The sequence below is a fragment of the Chelatococcus sambhunathii genome (assembly GCF_001418005.1).
GTDB classification, from domain to species: domain Bacteria; phylum Pseudomonadota; class Alphaproteobacteria; order Rhizobiales; family Beijerinckiaceae; genus Chelatococcus_A; species Chelatococcus_A sambhunathii.
The window spans coordinates 21,218-34,272 of record NZ_LIOL01000018.1 but is presented as its reverse complement, the minus strand read 5'-3'; the positions used below and the strand labels follow the sequence as shown (position 1 = coordinate 34,272).

The 13,055-nt window shown below is 64.4% G+C and carries 14 protein-coding genes; 5 read left to right on the top strand and 9 right to left on the bottom strand.

Annotated features, from left to right (window positions below):
- Positions 1-306 (top strand): integrase core domain-containing protein (locus tag ASC46_RS19975; RefSeq protein WP_141659734.1); only part of this gene is annotated, 306 nt, incomplete at its 5' end.
- Positions 307-676: 370 nt separating this feature from the next.
- Here the strand turns inward: ASC46_RS19975 and ASC46_RS19965 are convergent.
- A complete protein-coding gene (locus ASC46_RS19965) occupies positions 677-1,933 on the bottom strand; it encodes a tyrosine-type recombinase/integrase (RefSeq protein WP_055461045.1) in 1,257 nt (418 codons plus the stop codon).
- Positions 1,934-2,123: 190 nt separating this feature from the next.
- Complete coding sequence (locus tag ASC46_RS21780; protein ID WP_245280640.1) at positions 2,124-2,633, bottom strand: DUF5946 family protein; 510 nt, start codon at positions 2,631-2,633, stop codon at positions 2,124-2,126.
- Positions 2,634-2,777: 144 nt separating this feature from the next.
- Between ASC46_RS21780 and ASC46_RS19960 the strand changes: the two genes are divergently transcribed.
- From ASC46_RS19960 to ASC46_RS21440, 3 genes are all read left to right on the top strand, one after another.
- Positions 2,778-3,074, top strand: a complete 297-nt coding sequence (locus ASC46_RS19960) for an ArsR/SmtB family transcription factor (protein ID WP_055461044.1) — start codon at positions 2,778-2,780, stop codon at positions 3,072-3,074.
- A 33-nt stretch (positions 3,075-3,107) separates the two neighbouring features.
- A complete protein-coding gene (locus tag ASC46_RS19955; RefSeq protein WP_055461043.1) occupies positions 3,108-3,617 on the top strand; it encodes an SRPBCC domain-containing protein in 510 nt (169 codons plus the stop codon).
- A gap of 86 nt (positions 3,618-3,703) precedes the next feature.
- Entirely contained in the window at positions 3,704-4,108 is a 405-nt protein-coding gene (locus ASC46_RS21440) for a DUF6157 family protein (RefSeq protein WP_141659732.1), read from the top strand.
- Between the two features lie 498 nt (positions 4,109-4,606).
- Here ASC46_RS21440 and ASC46_RS19950 read toward each other — a convergent pair whose 3' ends face one another.
- From ASC46_RS19950 to ASC46_RS19935, 4 genes are all read right to left on the bottom strand, one after another.
- Positions 4,607-7,237 carry a DEAD/DEAH box helicase gene (locus tag ASC46_RS19950; RefSeq protein WP_055461042.1) on the bottom strand — a complete coding sequence of 877 codons (2,631 nt, stop codon included), beginning with the start codon at positions 7,235-7,237 and terminating at the stop codon, positions 4,607-4,609.
- An 11-nt stretch (positions 7,238-7,248) separates the two neighbouring features.
- The gene (locus ASC46_RS19945; protein WP_055461041.1) at positions 7,249-8,790 is read right to left on the bottom strand and encodes a site-specific DNA-methyltransferase; all 1,542 of its coding nucleotides are present in this window, start codon (positions 8,788-8,790) and stop codon (positions 7,249-7,251) included.
- Positions 8,790-8,984, bottom strand: a complete 195-nt coding sequence (locus tag ASC46_RS19940) for a type II toxin-antitoxin system Phd/YefM family antitoxin (protein ID WP_055461040.1) — start codon at positions 8,982-8,984, stop codon at positions 8,790-8,792. Before ASC46_RS19940 ends, ASC46_RS19945 begins: the two co-directional genes overlap by 1 nt.
- A gap of 400 nt (positions 8,985-9,384) precedes the next feature.
- Positions 9,385-9,918, bottom strand: a complete 534-nt coding sequence (locus tag ASC46_RS19935) for an Hsp20/alpha crystallin family protein (protein WP_055461039.1) — start codon at positions 9,916-9,918, stop codon at positions 9,385-9,387.
- Between the two features lie 257 nt (positions 9,919-10,175).
- Here ASC46_RS19935 and ASC46_RS19930 point away from each other — a divergent pair, with 257 nt between their 5' ends.
- Positions 10,176-10,613 carry a universal stress protein gene (locus ASC46_RS19930; RefSeq protein WP_055461038.1) on the top strand — a complete coding sequence of 146 codons (438 nt, stop codon included), beginning with the start codon at positions 10,176-10,178 and terminating at the stop codon, positions 10,611-10,613.
- A gap of 65 nt (positions 10,614-10,678) precedes the next feature.
- Here ASC46_RS19930 and ASC46_RS19925 read toward each other — a convergent pair whose 3' ends face one another.
- The 3 genes from ASC46_RS19925 to ASC46_RS19915 form a co-directional block, all read right to left on the bottom strand.
- The gene (locus ASC46_RS19925; RefSeq protein ID WP_245280639.1) at positions 10,679-11,596 is read right to left on the bottom strand and encodes a universal stress protein; all 918 of its coding nucleotides are present in this window, start codon (positions 11,594-11,596) and stop codon (positions 10,679-10,681) included.
- Positions 11,597-11,604: 8 nt separating this feature from the next.
- Positions 11,605-12,153, bottom strand: a complete 549-nt coding sequence (locus ASC46_RS19920; RefSeq protein WP_055461037.1) for a methylated-DNA--[protein]-cysteine S-methyltransferase — start codon at positions 12,151-12,153, stop codon at positions 11,605-11,607.
- Between the two features lie 97 nt (positions 12,154-12,250).
- Positions 12,251-13,045 carry a putative hydro-lyase gene (locus ASC46_RS19915; RefSeq protein WP_055461036.1) on the bottom strand — a complete coding sequence of 265 codons (795 nt, stop codon included), beginning with the start codon at positions 13,043-13,045 and terminating at the stop codon, positions 12,251-12,253.
- Positions 13,046-13,055: the final 10 nt, after the last annotated feature.

Sequence of the window (13,055 nt, the reverse complement as noted above, 5' to 3'; positions counted from 1 at the left end):
AACGGCACCGAGCTGACCTCGAATGCCATCCTGGCGTGGCAGGAGGATCGGCAGGTCGAATGGCACTACATCGCGCCGGGCAAGCCGATGCAGAACGGCTTCGTGGAAAGCTTCAATGGTCGGCTACGCGATGAGTGCCTCAACGAACGGCTCTTCACCAGCTACCGGCAAGCCCGCAACAGCATCGAAGAATGGAGGATCGACTACAATGTGAATCGCCCACACACGAGCCTCGATGGGCTCACCCCGAACGAATTTGCAACCCGGTCCAGATCGGACCACAACATGAACAGGGCTAACCTATAGACGGGGACAAAACGGGGAGCACGTCACTCGAACGTTCGATGTATGGCTTGGCTGTGCTGGCGCTACTTGATGAGTCTGGCTTAGTAGTCGTGAAACTCAGGACGGAAATCACCAAGCGCCTCGTGGCTGGCGGGCTTCCCGACCAGGGGGTTAGAGATCACGCGGCGCGCGAGATCCGCGGTCGCGCCGCGACGCTATATCGCGAGGGTCATTGGAGTTCGTCGATCGAGAGAGGCATGGCGAGGGTCGATCATGGGAAGCTAAGACCTCTTCTTGAGGAACTGGCCGACCTGATTTCACCTGGGACGGCCGGACAGGCAGCTAGTCAGCATTTCTTCTGAACGACCGAGCGCAGTCGTATCTTTCGGTATCAGGCCGCGTGTTCCGGCGTGGCATCAGTTCGGACGAGCCTAAGCTTCGGCCGCAACGCATCGCCAACTTGATCGAGCCCCGCCCGGAGCGGATCGTCGTAGAGATGTGCGTAGCGCAAGGTCGTCTGAGCCTGGGTGTGGCCAAGCAGCCAGCCGACCATCGGCAGCGTCATGCCGCCCGAAACGAGAAGCGACGCAAACGTGTGGCGAAGATCGTGAATGCGGGCATCGCCGAGCTTCGCCTTCGCGCGCACGCCTTCCCAGAAGGTCTGCATCTCGCGCAAGGGGTTGCCTTTGATCTCGCCGGGAAAAACCCACGGGCAATCCGCAGGCACGCTTGCGCGGATCGCGCGAAGCAGTTCAACCGCGGCCCGCGAAAGCGGCGCCCGATGAAGCCGGCGCTGCTTCGTGGTTGCCGCGGGCTTGGTCCAGATCCCGTTCTCCAGATCGAACTGCTCCCAGCGCGCGTTCATGGCTTCGCCGCGCCGCGCGCCGGTGAGCAGGATCAGCCGAATGACGTTCGCGCAGCGGCGGTTCGGATGCTCGGCGAGCACGTCGGCAAGGCGCTTGATCTCGTCGGCCGAAAGAAACCGATCGCGCGGCACCTCGGGGAAGCGCGAGAACCCGACCACGGGATTGTCCGTCCGCATCTGCCAGCGGATCGCGAGGTTGAACATCTTGCGCAGGATTTCGCCGACGCGGTTCGCCCGGATCGGCGTCGGGCGCGCCTTCGCCATGGCGTGCCTGCGCTTGTACTTCGGCCTCTCCTTGCGCGGCCGCGGCCGGCCCTTGGCGATCTTGGCGAGAAGCCGATCGACATCTTCGGGCGTGATCTCTGCAACCTTCCGCGTGCCCCATTCCGGCTCGACCAGCTTGCGCAGAAGCGAGGTCCGATCGCTGAAACTCCGTGGCGCGAGATTGACCGCGTGCTCCTTGAGATAGCGGTCGATCAGTTCGGACATGGTTGGCGCATTGCGCTGCTCAATGCGCTTGCCGAGTGGATCGTTGCCGGCATCGACTTCGCGCTTGAGCCGCTTCGCCTCTTCGCGCGCGGCGGTGACCGACCAAGTGGGCCAAGCGCCGATCGTGAAGCGGCGTTCGCGACCGGCGATGCGATAGCGGAGAAAGAAGCCGCGCTTGCCGGAGCGAAGGATGAAGACGCCAAAGCCCGTGACCTCGTCGTCATAGACGAGGAGGTCCCGGTCGGCATCCGGCACCATCGCTTTCACGGCGCGTTCGGTCAGATGTTGCTTCATGCCCGTCACTGAGCGGTGAGCCTTCGCGGCAGGCAAGATGCTCTTTTCGAAGCAGCGGCGCAGAGGCGGAAAGGGGCGGAGAGCGGGGGAAACGGCATGGATAGCAAATGCGAAATCTCAAGCGCGCCGTGCTTGACCCAGGAGCCTGGGCCTTTGGCAGAGCGCGGCGAAGACGGCGTCTTAACGTTGATTAAATCGGGTGTCGGTCAAGCCAGTCGCGCGCCCAATTCCACGTCGCTTGATATGCGCGCCAGACGTGATCGGCCCATGCGTGGACACGACGTGCATATTCGCTTGGGTTCGATGCGGCCAGAACGTCGGCGATCGTGTAGCCACCTTTCGCGTCCGGTACGGGCGGCTTGACAAGGGGCGGGGCGCCGTTGAGAGATTCTTGCAGCATTCTATACGCCTTCTGCTCACCATTCTTCTCGATGGCGATGCAGAGCCCTGCAAGATGCGCCATCAGCGATTTCGCTGACATGCAGTATTGCTGAGGGTGCTGAAGGCAGTAGCAATCAACGACAAGTCGATGCAGACGAGCGTAGCGATAGTCGCTCGTCTCCAAGCTTACACGCGACTGAAACAGCCGTTGACAGGCGTCGTATCCTCCTTCGATCTCGAGGCCACATCCATCACACTTGGCTGTCACAGCTGGTCTCCAGCACGTGTGTACGCGTGGTTGGTTCCCTTTCGCGGGCATTCGCCGTTCGACGAGACCGTCTGCGCTCCCCCTCTAGCAAATGGTGGCGGCGCCCCCGTCGCGGCGCGCCGCCGATAAGGCTGACCTGCCGGCGCATAGCAATGTAGTATTGACTTAATTAAGCAACCTCTACAATATAGCGCAATGAACAGCCTCGCCGCGCTTGCTGATCCCACACGCCGCCGGATTGTGGAGACATTGGCGCATGGGCCGCTCTCGTCGGGGGAGATCGCTGCTCAGTTCGAGATCACTGCGCCCGCTATCTCGCAGCACCTCAAGACGCTGCGCGCCGCGAAGCTTGTGCGCGTACGCGCGGAGGGGCAGAGGCGAATTTACGCGCTGAATAAAGAGGGCGTCGACGAGCTGGCGATCTGGGTCGACCAACTCAGGCGGTTCTGGGCGGGCAAGTTCGATGCAATGGAGGCAGCGCTCAAGGAGTGACCGGCGGCGGGAAAGCCAGCCTGGAGAAGAGGGATGAATAGCAAAGGCGAAGTCTCAAGCGTGCCGTGTCTGACCTTCAGGCGCACGTTGCCCGGTCCGATCGAAAGGGTGTGGGCGCACCTGACGGACACGAAGCTCATGCCGGCCTGGTTCGGCGAGGACAGCAGCATCGAGCCTCGGAAAGGCGGCGCTGTGCGCATCATGGGCGGACACATTCGCGGGATAGTCACGCAATGGCAGCCGCCCCACAAGCTCATCTACACGTGGAATGTCTTCGATCCCAATGATGGACCGGATGCTGTCTCCGCCTATCCGGAATCCTATCCGACGTTCGAGCTTCAACCACGGGGAAATGACGTTGTGCTGATCTTCAAGCACTTTCCAATCGTTGATCGCCTCGTCCCGCAAAGCGCCATGGGTTGGCACACGATGCTCGATATGCTGATGGCGACGGTGCGTGGCGAGCCAATCGAAGAGCGCGCGGCCTACACCAAGAGAAATGCGGCGCTTTACAACATCGATCTCGACAATCTGGCGCGATAGCCGAGTTCAACGCCCTCACTGAAAGCTTTGCCCAGACGGCTCGTAGCATGCGTGCCTATGTGCCAAGCCATCGTGGAGGACTGGAGATGATGCACTCGACGAATTATTTCAACACGCTGATTCTGGTGTCGCCTGATTGTTTAGTGAACGTCGGGACTGTTCCGCAGAAGCCAGGCACCATCGCAGCCATTCAGTATGACATACTTTCGGAGCGCCCTTATCAAATGACGAGCGACGACCTGTTAATCATGGCCGAGGCGCGACGCAAAGGCGTGAAGCATGAAAAGCTTGCGGAATTCGAGAAAGCCTATTTCTCACGACCCCACGCGTGCTTGCGCGCCTCACCGTTGGTCAGATCATACGGATGGGGGATTCATCACGACACTAGCGGCAGGATCGCGCTGGTCGGTTGTGAGACAGAAGAGTACGCTAGACTTGTTGGCGATCCTCGTGTGAGGAAGGTTTCGGGAATGCGATCGTCCCGCGCCTGAGAGGCACGAGATGACTCAAGAGAGGCGGGTTAAGCCACGAAAAACGAGACAGTTGGAATGAGCAGCTGAGGTACATGGCGTTTTCGGAGGCATGATGGTGTGCGGTCGATGAGACTAACGAACTCCGCAATACGTCCGCAGCTGTAACGGAGTCGTCATCCGGCGGATGCGGTCCGATGCCGTTGAACGCGGCCGAATGCGGCAATGAGATTCAATCAGTTCAATGCATTACGGCCTAAGCGCCTGATCTCGCTGGTCTCGCGTTCTGCCTTTGGTCGCCGCTCATAACCTGAAGGTCGTAGGTTCAAATCCTACCCCCGCAACCAAATAACTCCAAGAATACAGCCGCTTAAAAGCCTCCCTCGCGGGAGGCCTCTTGCTTCGTGGCGCCATGTCAATACTGAACCTTCCGGAAGGTTCGGCGGCGGCGAGACGGCTTGGGATCAACGGCTTGGGATCAACGGCTTGGGATCAACGGCTTGGGATCAACGGCTGGAATCAGGCGCCAATCTTCTCCACCAGCTGTGCCCGCATGTCCTTCCCATTGACCGTCTTCTCGATGACGATGAAGAGCCCCTTGCCGCCGTTCGTCTTCTCCCACAGCTCGCCGATGGTTCGTTTTTCGGCGGTGTCGGGGCCTTCGGCGATGTGGGCGCCTTTGTACTCGACGACGAGCAGCCTTCCGTCCTCCAACTGCGCCACGAAATCCGGATAGAACTTGTCAGTCGCAGTCGGCAGCCAGAACGAGTTGGGGTGGCGGGCGACGTTGCGAATCCAGAACTTCAGGCCCGGCAGGCTGTCGATGGCCTGCGCGCACTGGAATTCCTCGCCATTCTCGGCGCCGTCGAAGGCCGGCACATGGTCGGGGCCAAGAAAGTGCTTGCGCGGCTTCCAGCGGCCACGATACCGGCGCTGATCCCAGTACATCCCGTCCTTGAAGCTGAACGCCTCATCGAACGACACATCCACCTTGGCTTCCGGCGCGAACAGGTATCGCTGGTAGACGCCGTCGCGCTCCTGCTGGCGGATGGCGGCGAGTTTCTCGCGGACCTTTCGGGCGAGGATGAACTTGCAGCGCATCAGCGCCGTGATGTGCATCCCGCGTGCGGTGATCAGGTGACCGACGAGGTCGCGCAACCAGCGCAACAGCTCGCTCTGGTGAATATCCGGCTGGCGCACCTGCCTGTCGAGCCACAGCACCAGCGCCTCCGGGGTCCAACCCTCGACGTCGACGTCGAGCGCCAACTGCTCCGCCTCATCGGCGAACTGATAGGTGATGCGATTGCCGTCGAGGTCGATTTCGAAGCTGCGGGCCGTTTCGCGGATCGCGAACTCGGCCTCGCCCAGTTTCGGGGAATGATCGAGCAGCGACCAGTCGTGAAACTCCATGAACATGTCGGTGTCGGCGAATGCCAGTTCGCCCTGGATCTCGGCCATGAGCCGCGGGACCTCGAAGGCCTCGCCCTGCTCGGCGGGCGACAACTGATCCTTCACATCGACGCGGTATTTCGCGACGGCCTCGGCGAAGCCCTGCCGCTCCGTCTCGGGCAACGTGTCGGCGATGATTTTCTCCAGCGCGCCGTCGACGCGGCCGGCGACAGCGATCTCGATCCTGCCGCCGCCGGTGTCGCGGAGGCTCACGCCCCCACGCTTCCTCAACTCCGCAACCACCTCGGGCGTCGCCGTCACGGTGTGCCTGAAGGTCGGCTTCGGCTTGTCGCGCGGGCCGAACAGGCCGGTGTCGGCATCGAGCGAGGCCTGCGCCGGTTCGATGTTGTCGCGCGCCTCGTCTTCCTCGAAGCCCATGGCGACCAGCTTGTCGGCCAAAGACCGCGCCGCTTCGCCGAAGGATGGTTCGGACAGGAAGGCATAGGCGCGGTTGAGCGGATCCGCCTTGCGGCGCTTGGCGTAGGGCATCCGCAGCACGCGCCCCAGCAACTGCTCCACATCCACCGCGCTCTGGATCCGCGAGACGGAGCAGAAGGCGTAAGCGAAGGAGCAATCCCAGCCCTCCTTCAGCGCCTCGACGGTGATGACGTATTCAATCGGGCATTGGGGATCGAACAGATCGATGCCGTCCAATTCGCGCTGATCGCCGGTCGCCACGGCGATCTTCTCCGCGGGGATTTGTTCGACCTCCATCAGGTGCGTCTTCAGCGCCTCGACCGTCACCTCCTGGTTCTTCGGCTGCGCCTGGAACAGGACGATGGGGCGGATGTAGTCGGGATCCTTCTCGGCTTCCTCGGCCAGAGAGGCGCGCGCCGCAATGGCGCCGTTCACCGCATTCTGCCAGGTGTCGTGCTCGGACAGCATGATCGGCAGCTTGATCATCTCCTCGCGCTTCAGCTCCTGTGCCGTCACGCTGTGCAGGATGTTCGAGTTGAGGCGCGGCGTCGCCGTGAACTCGATAATGGCGGACGGGTTGACCCGCGCCTGCATCTCCCGCGTCAGGCCGGTGACGGCGTTGTGCGCCTCGTCCACGATCATCAGCGGACGGTGGATGTGCATCAGGTTGGCGAAGGAGAACTTCACGCCGCCGCCGTCCAGCGGCTCGAGCCCCGGCAGTGACCTGGGCAGCGCCGTGAAATGCGGCTCCATGTTCTCGTTGTGGGCATAGACCTTGCGGCCCTCGGTGTTCGACACGCGCAGGGTCTGGATCGTGCCCACGACGATGCAGCAATGGTCGCGAATGTCGTGCGGGCGGATATGCGTGAAATCGGCGATGTCGAACACGCGCACCCGGCCGTCGAAGGCCTCGTCCAAGGCTTGCCGGTAGGGGTGGCGGGCGTTCTTCAGCGCCTCGGCCGTCTGCAGGCGGATGGTGTTCGACGGCACCAGCCAGAGCACCATCGGATAGTCCTTCTCCACCCAGGCATCACGCGCGACGGCGATGGAATGGGCGCCGAGGATGGTCTTGCCGCCCCCGGTGGGCAGGCGAAGGCATACGTAAGGAACGTTCGGCAGCTCGGCGAGGGGCGTGTAGGTGCCGCCATAGCGGCCGAGCCGCTTCGCCTGCTCTGGCTCCCGGGTCATCGCCTCATAGGCGCCCTTGGGGCCGGCGACGCGCGCCTCCTCGAAGAAGCGGCGGAGGATGGAGAGAGTATCGGTCTGGTATTGCTTCAGCTTCATCAGATGCCCCCTCAGGCCCGCGCTTTGACGTCGTAGGGCGTCTGCTTGAAGGTGATGCGCTCGCGGTCGAGCGTGGCGGGCGTCAGCCGGGACTGCTCGCCGTAGATGGTGAGCGGGCCGTCGAAGGCCGGATCGACCTTGGCGATCTCCTCGCGGATGATGGCGAGCGTCGCGCGGGTCAGCACATTGCCGCCGCCCGGCCGCCTGTCGCCGAGGATGCCGTTGTAGAGCAGCGCATGGGCGCGGCCGTCATGAATGCCGAGCAGCGGGCTGCTGCCCTTCCCATCCCAAGGCCGGTCGGTCTCCGAAAACCAGACATGCGCCGCCAGCACGGGAAAGCGGATGTCCTGCCGGATGTGGCCCGTCTCGTCGAATACGGGCGGGCCGAGACGGTAGAAGCGGAAACCGCCGCCGCCCTGCCAGCCGACGGATTTCGAGATGCCGCCCTGTTCGCCGTCGATCACCTTCTGCAGGCGCGGCGCGCAATGGGTGCGGGCATGCTCGCCCATTTCGATGCCGATATAGCGCCGCCCCATCTTGTGCGCGACGGCGGCGGTGGTGCCGGAGCCGAGGAAGGAGTCGAGCACGAGATCGCCGGGGTTGGTGGCGATATTGATGACGCGCTGTATCAGGCGCTCAGGTTTCGGCGTCATGAAATTTACTTCACCAAATAGCGCCACAACTTCTTTTTTAGCTTCCTGTGTATTTCCGACGTCTGTATTCATCCAAAGCGTTTGTGGCACGACACCTTGCTTCACCTCAGAAAGAAACCGCTTAATTCGCGGGGTGTTGTTACCGTCCTTTCCCCACCAGATTCGTCCGTCTCGATCCATCTCCCAGAACCGCTCTTCCGAAACACGCCAGTACATGCCGTTTGGAGGTCCTGGGATGACGCGACCGCTTGGGCATGTGATTGAGTACTTCCCTGCGCCGTAGAAGTTTCGGGCGGACACGTCCCCCGATGTCCATGGACCGCGCGGGTCATTGTCCGGGTTCTTGTAACCTTTGTTCATCCGATCCGAACGTGGCATTGGGTTCGGCACCCATTGATCCGCGTTTCGGGCGAAGACGAGGATATGGTCGTGATCGTCGGAAAAATGTCGTGCCGTGTTCTTCGGTGAGAAGACTTTTTGCCAGAGCGTGTTCGCAATGAAGTTCCGCCGTCCAAATACCTCGTCCATGATGACCTTGAGGTAGTGCCCCTCGTTGTCGTCGATGGACACCCAGATCGAGCCATCCTCGGCGAGCAAATCGCGCAGCAACTCGAGCCGCGGCCACATCATGGCCAGCCACTGCGTGTGCTCCAGGTTGTCGTCGTAGTGCTCGAAGGCTGAGCGCGTGTTGTAGGGCGGGTCGATGTAGATGCATTTCACCCGGCCGGCATAGAACGGCAGCAGCGCCTTCAGCGCCTCGAGGTTGTCGCCCTGGATCAGCATGTTGCCCGCGCTGCCGTCGCCCGCCGACAGGTCGGGGACTTCCTCCAGAAGACGGTAGGGCACGCGGCTCGCGCGGCGAAGGTCCTCGTCGCGGGTCAGCCAGTTCAGGATCGGCATCAGTCACCGTTCGTTTCAGCGGGCTTGTCGCGGGACGGCGGAACGGCGTTGCCGGTCAGCTTCTCGTATTCCTCGACCGCGAGCACCACCACGACCGGACGCCCGTGCTTCTCGATCACCACGGGCTCCGCGCGGGCCGTGTCGATCAGCCGTCCGAAGTTGTACTTGGCCTCGCGGGCCGAGAGCGCCTTCATGCGCCGCCCCCTTCTTGAAAGGCCCATCGTGGCCATAATGGCCGCATCGTCAATCGCGAAATTCGCCCGTCCACGCCGACCGGATGACCGGGGCTCCGGCGGGCCTTGCCACCGATGCCGCGCCCGTGCGCCTCGCCGCCGTGACGGCCGGCTTGCCCCTTGCGTCACAGCCCATGCTGATATGGCCGTGCAGGGCAGGGCTGGCGTAGACCGAAGGTGTCGAGGGTTCTTGCTGCGCCCGCCGGTCAGCGGCAGGCCCGGCGATCGTTTCGCGAGTCCGGCGATGTCGGCCGTCCGCCACCGGGCGCGCCACGTGCGAGCGGTTCGCGCGCTGATGTCGAAGCCGGCGGCGGCATCCGCCGCCGGCCGACCCTTGCCGACAACGCCGCAGGTTTCAGGGCTAGCCGGTCTTGACGTCGATCTTCTTCTCGTTCTTCCGGGCCTCTGCGGATTTCGGCAGCTTGACCGTCAGCACCCCGTTCGCGAACCGGGCCTCGATGCCGGCCGTATCGACCGTGTCGGGAACACGGAACGAGCGCATGAAGGTGCCGTAGCGGCGCTCGGACACATAATAATCCTTGTCGTGTTCTTCCTTGGTCTCGCGCTTTTCGCCCCTGACGATGAGCGTGCCGTTGGCCAGGCGCACCTCGACGTCCTTCTGCTCGAGGCCCGGCAATTCGGCGCTGATCTCGTATTCCTTCTCGCGCTCGACCACATCCACCGCGGGGGTGAGGGCAAAGGCGCTCTCGCGCAGCCACGGCCGTTCGGATTGGAACTCCGCACGGGCGAAGGGCATGCGCCACGAGCCGACATGGAGGTCGTCAAACAGCCTGTCGATCTCCCGGCGCAGGCTGTCGAAGGGCGTCCACCGGGCGACGGGCGCGGGTGCAGTTTGCTTCTCGGTCTCGATGGGAAGTTTGGTTGCTTCAGGCATGGTCGTGCTCCTGTCGCGGGGGCAGCGGCGGGCCGGCCTGGAAGCGGGCGCCCGGAGCGCTGAGACTGCGGCCTCGGGGCCGAGCGGTCGGCTCAGGCCGACGGCGCTGCCACGGACATCAAAACACCCCCGCGCATGGGCTCCTTGACATGGGTCAAACGTCGCAGGGTCGGCTTGATCCTGCGCAAGGCGCGGCCGTGGCCTACCCGTTTACCCTTCCCACGCATCGACAAAGGGAGCGCCAATAGGGGAGCGCCATGTACAAGAACATTCTCATTCCGACGGATGGTTCACTCCTGTCGGCGGCGGCCGTCGAACAGGCGATGGCCTTCGCGCGCGACGCCGGAGCCAAGGTGACGTTACTGACGGTTGTGGAACCCTTCCACCTCCTCTCGACGGACGCCGAGCAGCTCACGGATACGCGGGCGGAGTACGAGGATCATGCACGCCGGCGCGCGGCCGGCTTCCTGTCCTCCGCAAGCAATGTCGCGCGGGTGAACGGTGTGCCCTACGAGACGGTGCAGGTGGTGCATGACGAGCCCTATCGCGCCATCATCGATACCGCCAAGGAGCGCGGCTGCGACCTCATCGCGATGGGTTCGCACGGCCGCGGCGGCGTGGCTGCCATCGTGCTGGGCAGCGTGACGCTGAAGGTACTCACCCATTCGACGATCCCCGTCCTCGTCTACCGGTGAGCGGGCAGGGGCGAAACGAGGCCGCCCCGGCATCCGCAGGGGCGGCCACCTCTTGATGGCCCGGCCTAATGGGCCATCAGCATCGGAACCGGGCATTGCGTCAGGAAATCGCGCGTCGCCCCGCCGAGCACCCATTCGCGCAGGCGCGAATGCCCATAGGCGCCGAGCACGGCGAGATCGGCACCGCTCTTCTCGGTCTCGTTGAGCAGCGCACGCGAAACCTCGCGCCATTCGGGCACGTGCCGCAATTCGACCCGGACGCCGTGCCGGTCGAGATGGCGGGCGAGATCGGCGCCGGGCTCCTCGCGATCTTCCTCGGGAGGGCCATCGGCGTCGACCGTGGCGACCACGACCTGCTTCGCCAGTCGCAGCAGGGGCATCGCCTCCGCCACCGCATGGGCGGCCTCGCGCGTATCGCTCCAGGCGACGAGCACGGTTTCGAACGCCCGAGCGGGCGCATCGGGTGGCGCAAGGTAGACTCCGCGGCCGGAGCCGAAGAGGGCGGCCTCCACCACCTCCGGCCAGTGCGATGAACCGTCGGCGCCGTACGGGCGCAGGGCGACGAAGAGATCGCAGGCGCGCGCCTGCCGCGCAACGGCGCTCCAGACGGCATCGGCGAAAAGATCGAACCGGCGCAGCTCGCTGGGCATTGCGAGCGTGTCGAGGCGCTGCGCCAGGCGTGCCGCCTGGGACTCTCCCGCCGCCTCGGCCTGCCGGCGGCTTTCCTCGAGGATGCTGGCCGCGGCGAGGCCATCGGCCGCGGGGATGAAGGGCGTCGGCACGATATTGGTGAAGAGCCCGGTCACATGGGCATCGAAATGCCCGGCGATGGCTTCGGCATGGATGATGCGCGTCTCGTCTGCCGCGCTGCCGTCGAGATGCACGAGAATGTCGCGGATCATGATGTGGCTCCCTGTCGCCTGCCGCAGGGCATCGTGGAGCCGCTGCTTCGGCCCCGCCTTGAGGCCGATCAAGCGCGGCATGACGAGCCCTAGAAGGCGAAGGACCGTTGCGCCGGTTCCGGCGCAAGGTCGATCCCCTCCAGCGCCAGCATGCGCAGCTTGGCCGCGGTGCCGCCGGGGGCGGAGAAGCCACCGAGCCGCCCGCCAGCCGCCAGCACCCGGTGGCACGGGATGATCAGTGGCACCGGGTTTTCCGCCATGGCCCGGCCGACGTCACGCGCCGCCTCCGGACCGGCGCCGACCTCGCGCGCGAGCGTGCCGTAGGTCGTCGTATGCCCCCAGCCGACGCGCCGGGCCGCGGCATAAATCTCCCTGGCGAAGGCATCGCGGCCGCCAAGGTCGAGCACGCAGGCGAAAAAATCCGTCTTGCGGCCGGCGAAATAGGCTTTTGCCGCCGCGATCGTCTCGGCGACGGGTGGAGGCGGCGTGCCTGGGACCGCGTCCGGCAGGCGCCGTTGCAGCAGGCGCTCGGTGCCGGCGGCGTCCGTGGTCGGCAGCTGAAAGCGCACGATGCCGCTCTCGCCCCACGCGATGCCGCAGAAGCCGGCGTCCGTCTCGAAGATGGCGTAATGGTGCATCGTCCGGCCCGTCGCTGTTCGGGGCCGGACGAGCATAGCCGGCGAGGCCGTCCGGGTAAATTCTCGCCTGTCGTTGTCGCGGGCGCGCGAGCGCCCTCTACATCACCGCGACGGCGCTGTTGCTGAGGTCGGTGACGAGCATGTGCCCCGGCGCGTGCGAGATCGAGAACGGCGGGCGGGCATGTTCGATGACCGACTGGGGCGTCACGCCGCAGGCCCAGAAGACCGGGATCTCGCCGGGCCGCATCTCGACGGGATCGCCATAGTCCGGCTTGCCGATATCGGCGATGCCGATCGCGGCCGGGTCGCCGAGATGCACCGGCGCCCCGTGCACGGCCGGAAAGCGCGACGTCACCTGCACGGCCCGGATGGCCTGGGCGGGGGTCAGCGGCCGCATGGAAACGACCATCGGTCCCCCGAAGGGGCCGGCCTCAACGGTCGGCACGTTGGTCCGGTACATCGGCACGTTGGTGCCCTGCTCGATGTGGCGCACCGGCAGGCCGTCGGCGAGCATCGCCGCCTCGAAGGAGAATGAGCAGCCGATGAGGAAGGCGACGAGGTCGTCGCGCCACAGGTCGCGAATGTCCGTCGGCTCGGAGACGAGTTCACCGTCGCGCCAGACGCGGTAGCGCGGCACGTCCGTGCGGATGTCGACGTCGCGTCCGAGCATCGGCAACATCGGATCGCCGGGCTCGGACACGGCCAGAAGCGGACAGGGCTTGGGATTGCGCTGGCAAAAGCGCAGGAAGTCATGGGCCAGCGCCACCGGCAGGATGGCGAGATTCGCCTGGACGCGCCCCGGCGCGAGATGGGCCGTGTGTCCCGTCAGCGCGCCCGTGCGGGCGGCAAGGCGCACCGCATGGGGATCCGCGCGGTCGAAGTCTGGTGACATGGATGATGTC